Source organism: Thermoplasmata archaeon, from assembly GCA_015063285.1.
Classification (GTDB): domain Archaea; phylum Thermoplasmatota; class Thermoplasmata; order Methanomassiliicoccales; family Methanomethylophilaceae; genus Methanoprimaticola.
Window position 1 is genome coordinate 62,559 of sequence record SUST01000002.1, and the last position, 18,100, is coordinate 80,658.

The window sequence follows — 18,100 nt, forward strand, 5'->3', positions numbered from 1 at the left end:
TTTACAGGGTGATAAGATGAACGCTGCAAAGCAATTGACACTGTTCGCATTCGACGACATCCCAGTATCATCGGAACCGAAATGGCTGGAAGACTATGACGGGACCCACAAGGGAATCTACAGGATGGATGCAGAGGCCATAGTCGAGGATCTGAACAGGATGCCCTCGGGGAAGGGCTCATGGCTGAGATGCCTTGAAGTGGACCATACCCGTTCCTATGAGTCCAGATTCAAGGACTGGGATGCCTGCATCTGGATGCAGAGGGGGATAGGTATGAAAAAGATGGTGAAGTCCACGGGAGAGGTGATGGACTGCATCGACCCGCATCCGTACAAGTGGCATTACCTCGATGGGAAGCAGATACGCGAATGGATCTACGAGCCTCTGAAGGAGGCATGGATAGATAACGATACACTGCATATCAAACTCGATTCTGGAGAGTATCTCGCAGAGATACATTCTAATGAGGAGATCGACAGATACAACCTGCATCCCTACAACCCAACGATGGATCTTGAACACTTCGCAATCGAATGCTACAAGCACCAGCTTCCGAGAGATATGATGGCCTGGAGAAAGGAATACGTGTATGGAACACCGGCTCTGAGACCATTTTCCAGAAACATATCAGTGGAAGATGCGAAGAAGATCAGTCTGAAGGGAGACATCCCCAACGGAATGGTACCGAACGAGCAGTTCAACCAGATATGCGAATGCGCCGAGAGGATCGGCATCCAACTGCAATTGTCTTACGACGTCCCCGCACTGAGGAACCTTGCGATGTATCCGGTGGAGGAGTGCTGCAAGACATGTCTAAGAAAGAAATCCTCCAACAGGGACAAGGATTCCGAATGCTGGAAGAACAGCGGACAGGTGTGCTGCAGCAGTTATATGTGGGACAGGAAGACGCCTGCAAAGAAGAAGGTGAACGTTAAAAGAGGAGATTATGAAGATGAATAATCACACTTCGACCAAAGGCGATGTACCGTCATAATCAACATTGATGTTGATCTCCTGAACCGCCTTAAGTATGTTATCGAGGACATCATGATCCTCCTTGAATATCTGATTGATACTACCTTTATTGATGAAGGGCTTGCCTGACAATTTCTTCTTGTCAACGACACCATACATGACAACGTGCTCGATGATCTCGTTGAGGAAATACATCTGACTGTCGCTGAGATCCGATAAAGACAGGTATTTTGCGAATATCTTGTAGGCAGCCTCCCTATCCAGACCTACAATCTGGCGAACTAGAAGCTTGACCGATACATCCTTGAATTCTAACTCGAACTCGGATTTGGATTCGGGATCTGTCCAGAGGATATCCTCAAGCTCCTGGAGATCCTCCCCATCCAAAGGCTGGTTGGTATGTATTTTCTGAATTGCGATATAATCCATATGGGATTCGATAAGATTCCTCACCTTCTTCTTGTAATCGGTGTATTGGAACTCGGGTAGCTCGAACCCTTTGTCCTCTATGGATCTTATGTCGTCAGAGAGATTTGTCGTATACATCTTCTCCTCCTTCTCGATTAGATTCATGAGGTCGCGTAACTCCTGACGGATCTTCTCAAAATCCATGACGGAACAGGAGACAAGATAATCGCGATCCATACACCTGCGAATGGTCGCATCATGGCTCTTGACATTAGCTAGCGTATAGCACCGGTTATAGAGATAGCTAGCCTTTCTGACGAGATCGGAAATATGCTTCCTTGGAACGATACCGTCCGAAACGAAATTGCAGATAGACATCATCAGATTGTCGAACCTCAACTTGTTGACATCGTCCTGTTTGCACTCGATATGAGATGCGACATGGTCGGTCAGAATGTCCAAATCATCATCCGTAAGCATCTGGAAAGAGCTTTCATCCGAGAACTGCTGGATGAATGCCCTATCGAGACCAATGTCGAAATTATTTAGGCAAATGCCTCTGACATCTGACAATTCATCATTGACCAGATCTGAACGCATCTTGGCATATTCTGGGCTGCTGAACTGGCCGGATTGCAGTTTGATAATCATCTTGGATCTCTGGATGAAAAGGGCTTTGGAAACAGAGATACTGCTCGGTGGTTCCACACCTTCTGGATGCTCATCGAAATATTCGAAATTACCACAGAAATCGAAGATCTGGAAATGGTCCTTCGGCATACCGTCGATAAGGTCATCACAAGGCCTGGTTCCGCGACCTATCATCTGCCAGAACTTTATCCTGCTATAGATGGGTTTGAAGAATACCAGATTGAGGATGCAAGGTATGTCAACACCAGTGTCAAGCATATCGACCGATATCGCGATACGGGTCGTGCTGTCCTTATCCTCGAACTTCTTCATCAACGAATCAGGAGACTCCCTTCTTCTGGACGATCCTGAACTGGTCTTATAATCGATGACGACACAGGCATCCTTATCTTGGTTGGGAAGCATGGCATAGAATTCGTCCCTGATGGCCTCGGCATGCTGATGAGTTGTAGCGAATATGATCGTCTTACCAAGAGTTGCCCCCTCATCGACGCGGATTCCTTTTTCCCACAGGGTCTGTATCACCTTACGGATTGAATCGCGGCTGATGACCTTCCTATAGAAACTCTGAGGCGGTATGAAGTCCGGAACGATACCATTCTCATCCATGAATTCATACTTGAACCGTTCCTGTTCCTGCAGAGTGAGGTCGGAGAATCTAATCCCTTCGCGATTGAACTTCATATCAACGTCGGTAAGATTGAAAGGTTTGAGGACCCCCTGCTTAACACCCTCGTCATAGCTGTACTCATATACCGAGGATCTATCGTCGATATCGAAAAGCTCGAAAGTGGATATCTCGTCAAGACTGTTCCTGGGAGTGGCTGTGAGACCGAGTACATACGCATCGAAATACTCGAAGACCGCCCTGTATTTCTCATAGACTGAACGGTGGACCTCATCAAGAATGACCAATTGGAAATGACCAGGGGAATAGATGCGGCCTGTAGCACCATCCCTATTGAGAAGAGACGCCATCGAAGGATAGGTCGAAATGACAATCCTTGACTTATAATTAGGCGAGGGATTATCCCCATAGACCATAGTAGGATCGTAAGAATGTAGATTTGAATCAAAGGTACCGTACGCCTGAGTTACAAGCTTCTTCCTATCTGCGAAAAAGAGGACATTCTTGGCCCAACCATAATTAAGAAAGATGTCGGAGATGGATGCGGCCACACGGGTCTTACCAGATCCGGTAGCCATGATAAGGAGATTTTTGCGTCTCCCCTCAGAATATTGTCTCTTGACATGTTTGATAGCCTGTATCTGATAAGGGCGTCCAGCAATAGATTCCTTGATCTCAGCAGAAGTCAATGAATCAGCCCTGTACCGGGATAATTCATGATAGGTATGAAGATCTGATTGTGAATAGAAACCGTGTATAGGGCGCAAAGAAATGTTGTCGAGAATCATAAGTTTGACACCATTGGTCAGAAAGACCACTGGACGGCGATTGGCTGAATCATGTGATTGATAATAGTCAGCATACTCCTGGGCCTGCAACAAGCCAGCTTCGGGATTTATGGATGTACGTTTGGCCTCTACCACGGCAAGAACAGTGTGGTCCTTGTCATAGAGAACATAATCGGAGAATCCAATACCTGATTGGGTACTATTACCAGAAACCCTGGACTCAATCTCATAGTTCTCATGAAGTTTCCATCCTTGTTCGGATAGCATCTTATCGATGAAATTATCACGAGTATCCTTCTCAGTGAACACAAGATAACTGAGTGGACCGTATGAATTACCCATCTGAACACCTCATCCTTTCTTCAAAGAGAAATACTCTTGTTGAATGGATTTTGATAATTGAATTAAATTATTACGCTGATTAATCACATCATTTTTCATCTTCTCAATCTGCTGGACAAATGCAGCAAAAGATTCCTGAATCGGAATAGGTGGAAGTCCAATAGACAATTTTTCAAAAAATGACTGTTGTATTCTCTGCTGACCGGCAGTACCTTTCATCTTATTGGAAGCCAATTGTCTAAGAGTATCTGACTTAAGAAGATATTTAAGCCATACCGCATTAGAAACGCCGGGGATGGGACGAGAAACATGGATTTCAGTCGTACCAAATGCTAAACCATTTGTACAGCCATCTGCAATTGCAACTTTACCATTCTCAAAAGAAGGCGTTATTTTAGCAAAAATAACATCCCCATCTCTAAAGTAAGAATAACCTTCACGGACTTCACCTAATTGTTTAACATCATTAAGACTAATGACGCCATTGGAACCAATATTTTCCATCGGAACAAAAGAAACAAGAATTTCGTCATCCAAATGATTAATTTCTGATTTACTCGGATTAAAAACCATACATTCCATAAATGGTTTGGGAGAGTATTTAGGAAAGAAAAACGGATCTCCGAACAACTCATTAAATTTGGATTTTATTAATTCATCGTAAAGGCCAATTAACGTGTCATACCGTTCGATCATATCAGTTATTTTATTAATATTCTCAACAAACTTTTTTTGAATATCGACACTATACAACCTAATAGGGATTTTTTGTAAAAGATATATGGTAAGCTCAGGTCTAACAGATCCTCTGCATATCGCGTCTATAATCTGCAAATAAAGATCGCTTTTTAAAAGTAATTCTAAATATTCTGGATAGATTTCATCACCTGTGAGTTTAAAAACTACATAACGGGAACTGACCAAAACCCTATCCATAACATTTTGATAACCTAAGGAGCCAACATTTGCTCTTAGAGGATTGTAAGCAAAATGACCTCTAGGGACTATCTTATAAGTTGTCTTGTCATCGCTAGACATATCTTTATCAAAAAACGAAGTACAAAAACCTCTATCGCGAGTTACACTATATACTGGAATCTCATCATCAGATTTATTTCTAATATTATCAGCAACAACATATGGCTTTAAAAGAACAATAGAACCAGATACCGATGTCATTCAGATCAAATCCTTGAACTGTTTTAACGATTGGATAGTCTTTTCAGTATTCGAAATAATATCATCAAGAATCTCTGAAGGTGGCCTATACTGAATCTCTTTAATGACGATCTCCTTGTATTCCTTAAAAGTCAAGTTATAATTATGCTCCACAATCTCATCTTTCGATACCATGAATGATTTATCTAATCTAGTTCTACCGACTTCATTATCAAGATTAAAATAACGATTTAAGACATCAGGAATATCATTATCATCAATAGGATCATGTCTTGTATCTAGAGTAAAACCGTCAGATTCCATATTATAAAACCATACCTTGTCTGTACCTCCACAACCAGTCTTATTGAAAATTAGAATAGATGTAGAAACATCTGAATATGGAAGAAAAACTCCTTTCGGCAAAGTAATTGCAGCAATTAATTGATTTTTATCAACAATTTCTTTTTTAATCGATATTGCGGCCTTTGTTTCCCAGAATAAAACACCTTCAGGAACAATGACCGCACACCTACCGCCCACTCTCAGCAACTTAACCATAAGAGAAAGGAAAAGAAGTTCAGTTTTTGTACAATCAGTTATAGTAAGAAGATCGGGTTTAACCAAGATTTTGTCTGTGATCTTACCGGTGAAAGGCGGATTCGCAAGTATGAGCGAATACTTATCATCGATAACATAATCATCCTCGAGACTGTTCCTGTGAACTATGTCTGGATTCTCGATCCTATGCAACATCATATTCATTGCGGCAATCCTGATCATATGCGGATCCTTGTCAAAACCGGAGAACATCGAATTATTGTAATGGTAAAGAACCGAGTCCTCACGAAGCTTATCCTGATGGTGTTCAGTAAGATATTCCGCAGCAGTGATGAGGAAACCACCGGTTCCACATGCAGGATCGGCGATTACATCGTCCGTATTCGGTTGCATGAGATCGACCATGAGGCGAATGATGTGCCTTGGTGTCCTGAACTGACCGTTTTTCTTCTGCGTTGATAGTTCTCCGAGCAGATACTCATAGAGGTCTCCTCTGACATCATTGTTGTTCTCACGCTCTATTATCTCATAGATTTCATCGAGATTGTCGACGACACGGGTGAACATAACGGGGTTAGGGATGGTGAACTTGGCATCCGCCATGAACTTGCTGAATGCACTATCCTTCTCACCATGAAGTGTCTTAATGAATGGAAATACACCGTCTCTGACGGTCGCGAACATTCTTTCAGGATTCATATCCTTGAAAACGGACCATTTGAAATCATGCTTATCCCAGACTATATTGTTCTCCTCAGAGGAAAAAGAACCGACAAACTTGCTCTCGTAAGGGATTCCCAACAGATTTGATGTCTCGATTCCATCGATATCCATATCGTCCAGATCGTGAATGAACATCAGATAAGTGATCTGTTCTATGATGGAAACTGATTCAGTGTCACTACCTCCGGCCCAGAAAAGATCCCAAAGCTTCTTGACACTATTCTTCATCTCTGTTGAAAGACCCGACAAATAACCCCTTCCATGACAGTTAGCAAAGGGGAATCAGGGTTTACATATTTGGATTAAACGAGACAATGCATCGAATAAGAATATGCCCACCTGAATTCAGGCAGGCATGAAAGTGTTTGCGCTACATGCCGGATCTACAGCCGATCAGTGCTCTGTAAAGATGCTCACCGGCTTCAATCCGTCTACTAGCTCTGCGCATGTATCGGGATCCGGAAGAGGGACCCTGATCTGAAGGATTGCTTCTGAGGTGGCCTCGTCGCGGCTGTTGATAGAGCAGCCGCTGAGGAAGATGTCCTCGTAGACGTACTTCATCAATAGAGTGGTGAGATATACTCTCTCGCAGTCGATGAAACCGTCGATGCCTCTCTCTATTCTCTCTTTAAGCCATTCCTTGTCCTTGTCAATGATGTTGTCAGACATGGAATACATATGGGTTGTATGAAGTTAATAAAGAGTTCCTGATTTTTTAGGGTTTAAAAACCCTAAATTTTTATCAGTAAAACTGCAATTAACTATTAGATAGAATGAAAGCAAGCACGACAATTGCAATTATTGTAGTTGCTATAGTAGTCGCGGGAGTTGGAATCTATGCATTACAATCCTCAGACAATGATAACAATAACAGTAGCAACAACGGTAGCAGCAAAACATCGACTGAAAGAAGTTTTAATCCAGCTAACGGAACATACCAATATGAAACTGACCCGTGGAATGAGAATGGATCGGCATACAAAGCAACACTCTCTATAAAATTCACGAACGGGAACATTGTGTCATACAATATGTCAAAAACTTACGTAGGGGGAGCTTCCGTAGTACTGGAGCCTAACAGCATCAAACCCGTAGAACCGGTTCCGATGGATCCGACACCATATGGTATGAAAAAGACCAATGAGCTCATACAGGAAGCTAACCCATATCTGAAAACATATACGAGATACTCTGACATGGAGTATGGAAGCTATCACGGACAAAAAGTGGTGACATACCACTTCGGAGGGAATGGAGATAGCATGTGGGTGATGGAATCAGGCGTTCCCTGTAAAATTCAGGACTATTACGATGGAAAAAAATTGACTTTTAAAATTATAGGTTAAAAACTGAGCGGGAGCACCCGCTCAGTATTATTTATCTGCGCTTTATGAGAAGAATTACTAATGCAATTCCCATAATGGCGATGATCCCAATCAGGGTCAGAGTCATATAAGTCAATTCAAACCCGAAAATGACAATGACATCGGATCCTGGGGAAGGAGTAGGTTGTGGTGTTTCTTTCCAAACAGCTTTGAAGGTAATATCGGAATTACCCATCGTCATCAAAGAACCTGGATAATAAATAGAACTATCATAACTCCAACCGTCAAAAGTATAGCCTGTTTTTGATCCATAATAATATGCAACAGAAAACTTACTTCCAGATTGGACATGTTGAGAAGGCACAGAATCAGAACCACCCTTAGTATCATAACTGACGGTGTATGTTGTTACAACATGCTCTACCCAGTCAGCAACGAAATACATGTCTGAAGTACCCATCGTGAAAACGTTGGAAGGATAGTACTTCTTTCCATTACAAGTCCAACCATCAAAATCATATCCCGTTTTAGTAGGGGAAACAGAAGGAATACTTGCATTGCTACCCTCATAGACTGTTAACGAAGGAACAGAAGGAGTACCTCCATTAACATCGAAATAAGCTGTATGAGAAGGAACCGATTTCCAACTGGCAACAAATGTCAAATCAGAAGAACCCATGGTGATCCGATAACCAACATTATACGTTGTTGAACCTAATGTCCAACCGACAAAAGAATATCCGGACTTAGTACCAGAATATGATGGAAGAGAAAAGACTTCACCTTCAGAAACAGTTATCGATGGAACCGTTGAAGAACCGCCATTGACGTCATAATAAACAGTATGCTTGGCTCCAGACCAGTGTGCTGTTAGTAAAAGATCACTAAAAGGCATAATCTTAGTGGATCCAGGATAAGCAATGGTACCATCACTGCACGACCAATAATCAAAGGTATATCCTGTTTTAGTACCTGTATAACTGGGAACAGAAAACGAATCTCCGGGAGATGCTGAGAATGATGTAGGAGGTGACAACGAACCCCCATTAGCTGAAAATGAAACAGTAAAGGTAGGTACATACTCCCCTTGATAGGTCATAGAAGTAGTTGTTCCGGACCATATTCTACCCCACAAAGCACCATTATACAAATCTACATTCGTTAACTCTACACCATCCTTATAGAAATGCACATTTCCAAAACCGCCAATTGCAGTGCCTTCTTTGATTCCAGCGGGGAATTTGTACCCAGTGACACCAGTGTCGCCAAAAACAATACCATCTAGATGAGTCAGCGAATGAGGGTATGCTATCATGCCTGTGATTTTAGTACTCATGAATGCACCCGTGCCTATGTAAGTCAAAGTAGACGGGAAAGAAATAGATATCAATCCAGCTTCTTGGAAGGCAAAATTATCTATTTTTTTCAGACCGTCATGTAAAGTAACGGAATATAGTTGTGTAGCACGCCAACAAAGACTCTCAGGAATTACTTCAACAGTTGAAGGGATATCTAGAGTTCTAATATTAGTAAGAGAAAGAGCACGTGCGCCTATAGTCTTAACAGATTTCAAATCAATACTCGATAAACTTGAACCAGCAAATGCTCTTTCACCTATGCTGGTAGTATTTGGAGATAATTTAACTGAAACAATAGCTGAACCCATAAATGCATCTTTTCCAATTGATTCAAGGTTAGGTAGATCCAAAGACGTTATTGAGGATGATTTGAAGGTTCCTTCGCCTATCTGCTGAATAGAAAAAGGTATAAAGAAATCATCAAAACTAGTACTCTGAAAGAGATAATTACCAAGATAAACGATTCCATCCGAAATCCTGAGACTAGTTAGACTCTTCCTGTATAGAGGTGATGAGCCATCAGAATAATCATATGTTCTGGCCTGCTCTTGTGTCGTAGTAATGTCGGCAACACCCGTATCTTATTCCACGTAAGAGTCACACCAGACCCTATCTGTTCTACAACAATGTCGTCAGCATCAATAGGATCATCACTAACAAAGAACATAGATGATACTAATAAGAACGATACAAACAGCATCGTAGCTTTAACAGCCGTCTTCATAGTTATGCATAATAGTTGAACTATTTCAATAATTAGAAAACAAATTCACAAGCTGACAAAGGATAATAATCATTTAACAGCAGCACATGCCAACATGTTCATCTTAAGTTGAAAAAGTGGTCCTTATACAGAAAGAACATTGTTGAAATTTGAAACCGAGTGCAAGGCGAGAGCATTTGATAGGGTGTTACTGAAACTGATGCTGTATAGGTTCTGTAGAGGATGATTGTCATCTGCCGATCTTTTATCAATGAAGCGGTCGAGCCGGCAACCTTCTGACTCCAATCTTGCGAGCAAACCGACGGCCATTTTATATGACTAAATGAAACGACAACCGGGATGGACTCCTTTTCCGGGCTTTTTGAAACCTCACCCTTCACTCAACGCTCGGGGACGTATTGCGTCTTGCGGCTCGCATTTCCTGTTTGATGTTCTCTCGTTCGCCGCATCCGCATAGGCCCCTCGCTTGCACTCCGTTCCGGGGTTCGGAAAAAGCCCCTAAGAAAGAAAAGGAGTTGCTTAGAAATGGTAACATCTGAAGAATTGAACGCGACCTTCGAGAAGGTCGGAAACGATTTCCACTTCGATGAAGTGACCGCGGAGTTCGCTCCGTACCGTGATCTGAAAGTACGCTGGTGCAGGACCATGAGAAGCATCAGCTTCACTGTGTCCGACTACCTGCAGGACGCGACTAACGGAGTGGTCGAAGGCATCGCAAGAGCGATATTCGGAAGGATCCGCGGAGAGGAGAACGTCGAATACCCTGAGGAGACAATCGCCTGGCTGACATCCGGCGAGTTCCGCGATCTGAACCAGGAGAAGTACATCGAGAGGAGCAGGACCATCGGTGACATGTCCTCCGAGGAGACCGGACTGCTCTGGGAGGCATACTACAGGCTCGTAGATGCCGGACTGATCCCGGAGGTCGACGGGCTGAGGCTGTTCTGGTCGAAGAACGATTCCGTGGCCAAGGCAGGGCAGTCAAGCTGCCTGATGAAGGTCGTCATCATGAACAAGAGATTGCTGAAGGATAACGTTCCCTCCGAGGTGCTGGACTTCTGCCTCCTGCACGAGCTGGCGAACATCGTCGTCGGATTCGGACTCAACAACATCGAGAGAAAGAAGACCGTCAGCGAAATCTCCGAGGGTTATGAAGGAGCATCCGTGGCCAAGAGATGGCTGGACCAGGTGATGATGGAGGTCTGAACAAACAGGGGCTCAGGCCCCTTTACCCCAAACAATTTCATTGATTTTTGGAAGATTGATGCGGGGGCTTCCCCGCGAGTAAATGTTTTCAGGTTACTGACGTTGTGTTCAGTGCGTTGCGAATCGTTGTATCGATACGTACGAACCAACCTCTGCCTTGAAGGTCAACCGCCCTCCTGGATCCATTTGGAATCAGTGCCTTTTCAAAGAATGAAGCTATGTTTTGAAACAATAAACGGAGCCTCAGATACCCTGCAACCTATCCAAAAGGGTGCCGATGTCGTCATATTTGGAGCAGCAATCGTTACAGACAGGGTCGTTAAAGGATGAACCAAAAGGATTGCCGCAGATCAGACAGACTCCGTCCTTCTCCTGATAATCCCTGTTCGACCACCTCTTCCAGGACTTCATGCATTTGGTGCAGTAGATGGAATCGGAGATGGAAGCGGAGCATCTGATGCAATGAAATTTCAAAGGCAGTTCGACGATCGGTTCGGGTACCGACTCCGGTGACACCGTCACCGGTTCGTTGGGACGCGAGGTCTTGAAGGAGCTCTTGAAACCCTTCTTGAAACTCGATAGGAGCGATGGCTTGGGATCGTCGGTTCCGAAGATCGTACGGTAATCCCAATCTCCGTGCTGTCTCTCGCACATCTTCGAATATTTATCGAGCATATCGATGATGCGATCGTAACAATCCACATCCAAGCCGTTGACGAAGAGTGACCCGAGTTCCTCGTTGTTCTCCTGAGAGAAGGTATACAGATTCATCGAGGAAAGAACCGCCTCATTCTCATTGACGATGACCTTTGCATGGAGATCCTTGATGAAACCGATGGAACAGTTGTCAAGGGATTTCAGCCAAGACATGGTGTCGTTCTTGACCTCCCACTTGCCATAGATGACGAAGATGCGAACCCCTTTGCCGTCAGCGAGCTTCAATAACCGGCGAAGACGGCTGTTGATATTCAGAGACGCGGTCACTATGAAGATGAATCTTTCGGATTCATCAACGATCCTGTTGATCTCGGCGGTTATCTCTGAGGTATCAAGAATGAATGCCATAGAGGAAAATACGGATGAATGATAAAAATCTCATTCATAAAAACCTTAGAAGTTAATTCTATGATAACTTAGATAAAATGAATGATTCGAACAAAATCGGACGATCTCTGAAGAAAACAGCGATTGAGATGTTGACCTATATTCGTCTCAGTTTCAACAGAAACGAAAATAAGAAGTTGTGCGGGGAGCCTCCCCGCGAGGTAAATCGTTTCAGGTAACTGTCGTTCGTGTTCCGTGCGTTGCGGTTCGTTGTATCAATGCCGACCATCTGACCTCGGATTTGAAGGTCAGGACGCTCCTGAGACGTTCCACGTTCACCACCCTGAGCTGTGCGAAGACGCAGGTGTCGCAGCTTGCGTTGCCGCATTCTTTCGCATGGGGGCATTGATGATCGTGATTCTCCCAGCTGCCGTTGTCAAGCATCTCGTTCATCTGATACATGTGATTGACATTATCGATGACCATCTCGTCCTGGATCAGGTGAGGGTCAACCACCTGCGATTCTCTTGTGTAGATGGCCACGTTCGTACATGACGAGATGGCCTTCGACACTTCCGGATCGTGGTCGGAGAGGTTGTCGATATAGTCGATCGCTTGCTTCGTCTTATCATAGATCCCAGGGATGAGGTTGATATCCGATCCCGGAGACCTGGCTTTCGCTGATCTGTTCTCTTTACCTTGCATGGCTCCTCCTATGAATGAGGTTCTTTCTCGATGCCTTACGGATGTTCGAAGGGCTTCGGTTGTCCGATGAGAATATGCACACGATTCCATGTGGTTTCGGCCCTTCTCCTAGGCGAGAGTATGATTTCTGCCGGAGTATTAAAAGCGTAGTGAAAGGTCGTAACTTTACTTTGCAGAATGATTCGAGCGGTTACGCAAGGGTTGATAAAAGGTTCGGAAGGGTCACATGCGTCCGGGCTGATCATCGAAGTCCTGACCGGTGTAGGCCACCTGTATCACCCTGACGAGCTTCCTGTCCTCCTTGACGATGTAGAAGATGCAGTAGTTCCTCCTGTAGTTGAACTGCCTCTTCTCCACCGTACCCACGTGACGGGGGTCCTCGCGGACCATGTGGTCGTAGGGATACTCCTCGAGGGAGCCTATCGCCTCGTCGGTGTCCCTCAGGAACCTCTCGGCCGCCGAGACGTTCTTGAGGCGGTCCCTGATGTAGTCCCTTATCGATACGATATCGTTCTGGGCGTCCGCCGAGACCTCGACGCGGTAATCGCTCATTCAGGAGCCTCTTGATGAACTGATGGGCGTCGGCGTTGCCTCCCTGTTCCGATCTCTGGTACCTCTCTTCCAATTCGATGTCGAGGAGGATGTCCTTGACCCTGTTGTAGTGATCGATGTTCATCAGGACCCTCGACCCGTAGCCGTTCTTCGTGATGAAGACCGGTTGGTTCTCTGAAAGGTCGAACATCTTGGAGGTGTCTCTCATCTCGGTGATGGGAACGATTTGGGTCATGGATATAGGGATGCGGTCGGAGTATAAAACATTATTATGTACATTATCATGCTATGATGGGATTGAAGGAGGCTTTCGCCCCCTTGTTTCATTGCTGTTTGGTATATTTCCTGCGTTGGTATTCCTCGACCGCCAATCTCCTGCGCTCCTCCTCGGAGAGGCCTTCATAGGAAGCGTCCTTGGGGAACCTCGATTCGTACTCCCTGAGGTTGCGCTCTATCTCCTCCTGCTCTATGTCGATGCCGTAGAGCGGCGTGGTGGCCTTGCGGAGGACCGCCTTGCCGTCCTCGACGGACCAGACGACGAGGTCGTCGCCCTTGGTGAGGTTCAGCATCTCGGCTAGAGGCCTGGGGACGGTGACCCTGCCGCTTCTGTCGTAGCCGACCTTGGATCCTATCCTGAGCATGATATCGCCTCACGGACGGTACCAGCCGTAGCGGTCCCTGAAGGTCTGCAGCCATCCGAAGACGGCGGAGCCGTTCTTCTTCCTGGCCCATTCGTTGATATCCGGACTTTCCGTCTGGTCGCAGAGGGCCATGAACTTATCCGGATGATCCATGACGTACTGGAACGCTGTGCGCTTGTTCTCGATCGGGGTCCTGGGGTTCTCCATGATCCTTTCGATGTAGTGCTGGTTCATCCCGATGGTGTTGGTCCTGGGCATGCGGGTGTTCAGGAAGCCTTCGGTTAGGATTCTCCTCTTGGGGTTGGATCCCTTTGGAAGACGGACCCATCCCAGAGGATAGAGCATGCCCTTTGGCCTCCTCGGAGGGATGAGCTCGTAGTCATCCGTCATACTCTATCGTCTCCGGGAAGTCTTTGAAGATGATGTCGTACCTTCCGTAGGGCTGCCTCGAGTTCCTGACCGGTACCTTTCTGACAGTCACGCTCTCGATGAGATCGCGGTCCTCGGAATCGATGTAGCCCATCTCCGCCACATCCTTCCTGCAGAATCCCGGCTTGGGATTGCAGGGGCACATGACGGATGCGATGTTCGGTTCGGGGCAGACGATGTACTCGTCGTCGTCCAGCATCCTGATCAGGACGGCGTCCTCATAGGATGTCCAGACGTTGCTGTTTGGTTCCTCGTCATCGATGTCTTCGGCATCTTTGGTATCGGATTCGGATTCGGGATCGTCCTCCTCGTCCGTTACCGGATCGGGATAGAGTCCGCATTCCATCGCCTCTTCAAGTGACTGGTCGTGGACCTCGAACGAGGTCCTGAGCCTTCTTTCGAAATCTGTGAGGATGACGTCTATCTGTCCTTCGTGGTCCTCGAGGCCCTTGGTCTCCGAGTAGGCCTCGGCGAGGGCCATCATGAGCGCGTCGAGTTCAAACTGGTCGTTATCGCCGCATATCGCGTACGTTATGTATCTAATTGCGTCGGTGGCTTCGTAGAGGTCGAAATCGTCGTACTGATAGTCCTTGGGCGCGTCCTGTTTCTTGAGCAATGAGATGTATCTTGCCATTGTATTGTCTCCTTTGATTGATTCTTTGATTGTGTTCACGGCTTCGGATAGGGTGCCGCGATCGCCCTTGATTGCATAGCTTGCGCTGGAGGTTCGATGTTTGAGAAGCCTCGGAGAGGCGTTCAGAACTCCTTTTTAGGTACAAGGGAAACTGTGACCTCAAAGCCATCGGACTCGAAGCGCTTCATCATCCCAGGGATTTCCTTGTCCCTGATGTCATCGGGATCCGAGGCGACTGGATTCTGAACAGGTTTCTCGATAGATTTCGGGCAGCGGATCTTCCAGAACGTCTTCTTGTCCTCGGGGGTGTCGATTACCTCCGTGGACCTTTCCGGTTCGATGGGCTGGGGGAGATCGTCGTCTTCATAATCCTCTTCTTCAACAGGGACCTCGATGCCGAATTTGGCATTGATCTCCTGGACGTCCTCGACGGTCAGGGGACGGACATCCTTCTCCGGAGCGTCATAGGCCCCGTTCTGGATGAGGGCCTTCCTGAATGCGACAGCATCGCATACCTTGTCCTCGATGCTGGAAACGAGGAACCCGATGTCCTCGATGTCGTCCCCGGGTTCGAATGTGAATACATAGAAGTCCACGAGGGTGTTCATGAGGGCTTCGAGGATGACGGGCTCTCTGCCGTCGGTGAGCTTGTCTGCGGCGTTGATGAGCACATCCTCGAGCTCATCGGGGTCGACTATCGGAAGGTTCGAGATTATCTGATTGTGGAGATCCACTGTGATTGTATCCTTGATTTGGTTTGACATTATTGGTCACTTTTCCTCGCGACGCTTCGGAGGGATCGCGGTCCTCGTGACCTTCGACCGCGGATTGCGATGCGGTGATCTGATTGATTCCGCGGTCGTAATTGCTTGAAGCCGATGATTCAGAAGATGGTTCGGGAAGGCTGCTGTTCGGATCCCTTATCCTATCCTTTCAGGGTAAGGACCGTCCTTCCTGTTGACCGGAATCGGCTACATGAAGGAGTATAGTTAGGTAGAATATAAGGTTCTGCGAGAGAGTTCTGGCACTGTCCACCAACGATTAGAAATCTATTCATCTAAAAAATAGTTACATTAGGAAAAACAGAGAACAATCCAATAATCGTAACAAATGATGCTAAAGATCCTTGCATAAAAACATTTAATGGCTCGAAGAGATAAGCGCAGAATAATAAGAGAGGTGAATCAAAGATGTCCGACGAAACGAAAATCTGCAAGTCAACTGATAAAAACGAGACCAAAGACAAGGTAACGAAAAAACAATCGAAAAAGGGCATCAGAAATACAAAACCTGAAAAATCAAGAATTATAGATTTCATAGATCCAGACGGGAATCCCTTCAGATGGGGGCACGATGAATGGCCGTACCATGAGAAGATGATCGTCCGCAACGTAAAATTGGTCCCATATGATGGCGGACCATCCGATTATCCGGGATACTTCGATGAGGAAGGACACATCATTCTACCCGAAGAAATGGATGATGAACGGCCCCCTACCCCTGATGAATGCAAGGAACTGAAACGTCCCGGCTGGAAGCTCATAAGGGACGGGAAGGTAGTACCTTACGATGGGAAGAAATCCGACTATCCCGGATACTTCGACGAGGAAGGGAATTTCGTTCAGACAGAAGATGACAGCGGTCCTGAATGGTACTGAATCACTCGCTTACGGAGTAAGCTCTAGCCTGACGGCTGATAAAATAACTGTCCGGCTCTGCGAAAGGTCCTGACATGACCAGATCGTTGTTCTGAGGAATGAATTCCAGATCGGATACTGCGAATGGGATGGACTTTGCAAAGTCCGTCAGGGTCTGGTCGTTGGCCTTGAGGCGCTCCTTGAACTGGAGGTACGTGGTCATCACGACGCTGTAATGCTGGGCGAAGCAGACTATCTCGTTGTCCTGGATGTACCTGACGTAGTTGCCGATGGAGTCGTGGACTCCCTCGTACACTCTGAGGAGCTCCCCGCATTCGCTGCATCTTCTGATCTTGTACTGCCTGTGGATGCCGATGCGCTTGATCTTGTTGCGGCCGATTCCTCCCCATTCCCTGAGACGGGTCTTTAGGAGAAGCTTCTTCTCGACCCATTGATCCCAGTCGACGCCTGAGAGGTCGCCTACCATGCGGCCTTTGCCGTTGAACTCGTCCTCGTAGTCCTTGTCCTTGTACTTGCCTTTGCCTGACTTGACTCCGGGGATCATGAGATTCATGGTCTCCTCGAACCAGTCGATGTCGTCGGGATCCCTCTCTGCTATGCCGAGGCCCATGTGGGTGAAGAGATAGGCCAGCGTGTGCCTTATGGAGTTGATCCTCTCATGGGGGTGGACCTTCTTTATTATCCAACCGGGATGTAGCCTCCTGAACTTGTTGGTCTTGATATGGCCATAGATCAATGAATGGAAGTGAGGGGCGAGCTGCCACTCGGTCTGCTTCTGACGCCAGGGATGGAATAGGGTGACCCCTGCGTTGCCTCCGCATTCCTGGAGGTCGTCTACTATGATCCTCAGCATCTCATCGTATTCGTCCTTGGTCTGCATCATGGACTTGGCCCATTCCTGAGGTGGTGACACGACCCAATGGCCGATCTCGGGACGGTGACCGGACTGTTTCTCGATGAGCTTGGAGTATCTGAGTAACGGTTTCTCAGTCTCGACACCCTGTCTTAAGGCCTCATCGTTCATGCATTCCGGACAGTGGAGGGACCAGCAATGCACCCTCTTGCCTTTGATGAAGTGCTCCGGATGGTCGGGGCACATGCTGTATACTATGCCCCCTTCCCTAGAGCGTATGAAGCCGCACCCCTTCTCCTGAGGGCGGTTAAAATCGTGGCCGGGCATGGTCCACTCGATGAACTCGTGGAACTCTGGACGGAAGAAGACGTTGTTGCCTGAGGGGTCTTGGAATACCGTCTTTCCTTCCTGAACCTGACGGTATGCTTCCTGAATCGGTATTCCGACTTGCATTGCAAGTCTAAAGTACTCTATGGCAGGATACTTGGAGGACTGTATGGGAAGGTTCATGACGTAGTCGACTACCTGATGCCTCTTGAGAGCAGCTTGTTCCGCCAGGCCTTGCCTTTCGGCTAGAGCGAAATTGGCCATAAGGGAGGAGAGCCTGCGCTGCTCTGCCTTGGAATCGTAGTCTTCGATGGTTCTCATAGTATACTGCAATGAAGGCTCTGAGGGCCTTCGGTCTTGATCGTGAATCGTGCCCCTGCTGGGAAGCGGCGACTGACGTCGCCGATTG

Annotated in this window: 17 protein-coding genes; 4 read left to right on the forward strand and 13 right to left on the reverse strand. The window is 46.5% G+C overall.

Features of this window, described 5'->3' with window-relative positions; all coding sequences use genetic code 11:
* The first annotated feature begins 16 nt into the window (after positions 1-16).
* Positions 17-961 carry a hypothetical protein gene (locus tag E7Z62_01765; protein MBE6521845.1) on the forward strand — a complete coding sequence of 315 codons (945 nt, stop codon included), beginning with the start codon at positions 17-19 and terminating at the stop codon, positions 959-961.
* Here E7Z62_01765 and E7Z62_01770 read toward each other — a convergent pair whose 3' ends face one another.
* The 4 genes from E7Z62_01770 to E7Z62_01785 all read right to left on the reverse strand — a co-directional run bounded on the left by E7Z62_01770 (position 962) and on the right by E7Z62_01785 (position 6,904).
* Positions 962-3,793, reverse strand: a complete 2,832-nt coding sequence (locus E7Z62_01770) for a DEAD/DEAH box helicase (protein ID MBE6521846.1) — start codon at positions 3,791-3,793, stop codon at positions 962-964.
* Positions 3,794-3,802: 9 nt separating this feature from the next.
* Positions 3,803-4,972 (reverse strand): hypothetical protein, encoded by a 1,170-nt coding sequence (locus E7Z62_01775; GenBank protein MBE6521847.1) that lies wholly within the window; start codon positions 4,970-4,972, stop codon positions 3,803-3,805.
* The gene (locus E7Z62_01780; protein MBE6521848.1) at positions 4,973-6,463 is read right to left on the reverse strand and encodes an SAM-dependent DNA methyltransferase; all 1,491 of its coding nucleotides are present in this window, start codon (positions 6,461-6,463) and stop codon (positions 4,973-4,975) included.
* A 165-nt stretch (positions 6,464-6,628) separates the two neighbouring features.
* Complete coding sequence (locus E7Z62_01785; GenBank protein MBE6521849.1) at positions 6,629-6,904, reverse strand: hypothetical protein; 276 nt, start codon at positions 6,902-6,904, stop codon at positions 6,629-6,631.
* Between the two features lie 104 nt (positions 6,905-7,008).
* On the opposite strand from E7Z62_01785, the gene E7Z62_01790 reads away from it, so the two are divergent.
* On the forward strand, positions 7,009-7,581 hold the full coding sequence (locus E7Z62_01790) for a hypothetical protein (protein ID MBE6521850.1): 573 nt from the start codon (positions 7,009-7,011) through the stop codon (positions 7,579-7,581).
* A 31-nt stretch (positions 7,582-7,612) separates the two neighbouring features.
* On the opposite strand, the gene E7Z62_01795 is transcribed toward E7Z62_01790, so the two are convergent.
* Entirely contained in the window at positions 7,613-9,226 is a 1,614-nt protein-coding gene (locus tag E7Z62_01795; GenBank protein MBE6521851.1) for a hypothetical protein, read from the reverse strand.
* A 941-nt stretch (positions 9,227-10,167) separates the two neighbouring features.
* Between E7Z62_01795 and E7Z62_01800 the strand changes: the two genes are divergently transcribed.
* A complete protein-coding gene (locus E7Z62_01800; protein MBE6521852.1) occupies positions 10,168-10,848 on the forward strand; it encodes a hypothetical protein in 681 nt (226 codons plus the stop codon).
* Between the two features lie 243 nt (positions 10,849-11,091).
* On the opposite strand, the gene E7Z62_01805 is transcribed toward E7Z62_01800, so the two are convergent.
* The 7 genes from E7Z62_01805 to E7Z62_01835 form a co-directional block, all read right to left on the reverse strand.
* Positions 11,092-11,913, reverse strand: a complete 822-nt coding sequence (locus E7Z62_01805) for a hypothetical protein (GenBank protein ID MBE6521853.1) — start codon at positions 11,911-11,913, stop codon at positions 11,092-11,094.
* A gap of 210 nt (positions 11,914-12,123) precedes the next feature.
* Positions 12,124-12,597 (reverse strand): hypothetical protein, encoded by a 474-nt coding sequence (locus tag E7Z62_01810; GenBank protein MBE6521854.1) that lies wholly within the window; start codon positions 12,595-12,597, stop codon positions 12,124-12,126.
* Between the two features lie 222 nt (positions 12,598-12,819).
* Positions 12,820-13,149 (reverse strand): type II toxin-antitoxin system RelE/ParE family toxin, encoded by a 330-nt coding sequence (locus E7Z62_01815; protein ID MBE6521855.1) that lies wholly within the window; start codon positions 13,147-13,149, stop codon positions 12,820-12,822.
* 323 nt (positions 13,150-13,472) lie between these two features.
* Positions 13,473-13,790 (reverse strand): AbrB/MazE/SpoVT family DNA-binding domain-containing protein, encoded by a 318-nt coding sequence (locus tag E7Z62_01820; GenBank protein MBE6521856.1) that lies wholly within the window; start codon positions 13,788-13,790, stop codon positions 13,473-13,475.
* A gap of 9 nt (positions 13,791-13,799) precedes the next feature.
* Positions 13,800-14,180 (reverse strand): hypothetical protein, encoded by a 381-nt coding sequence (locus tag E7Z62_01825; GenBank protein MBE6521857.1) that lies wholly within the window; start codon positions 14,178-14,180, stop codon positions 13,800-13,802.
* Positions 14,170-14,853, reverse strand: a complete 684-nt coding sequence (locus E7Z62_01830; GenBank protein ID MBE6521858.1) for a hypothetical protein — start codon at positions 14,851-14,853, stop codon at positions 14,170-14,172. The genes E7Z62_01825 and E7Z62_01830 overlap by 11 nt, the downstream gene beginning before the upstream one ends.
* Before the next feature lie 122 nt (positions 14,854-14,975).
* Positions 14,976-15,617 (reverse strand): hypothetical protein, encoded by a 642-nt coding sequence (locus E7Z62_01835; GenBank protein MBE6521859.1) that lies wholly within the window; start codon positions 15,615-15,617, stop codon positions 14,976-14,978.
* Between the two features lie 426 nt (positions 15,618-16,043).
* Here E7Z62_01835 and E7Z62_01840 point away from each other — a divergent pair, with 426 nt between their 5' ends.
* On the forward strand, positions 16,044-16,511 hold the full coding sequence (locus tag E7Z62_01840) for a hypothetical protein (protein MBE6521860.1): 468 nt from the start codon (positions 16,044-16,046) through the stop codon (positions 16,509-16,511).
* Between the two features lies 1 nt (position 16,512).
* On the opposite strand, the gene E7Z62_01845 is transcribed toward E7Z62_01840, so the two are convergent.
* On the reverse strand, positions 16,513-18,012 hold the full coding sequence (locus E7Z62_01845; GenBank protein ID MBE6521861.1) for a hypothetical protein: 1,500 nt from the start codon (positions 18,010-18,012) through the stop codon (positions 16,513-16,515).
* Positions 18,013-18,100 lie beyond the last annotated feature (88 nt).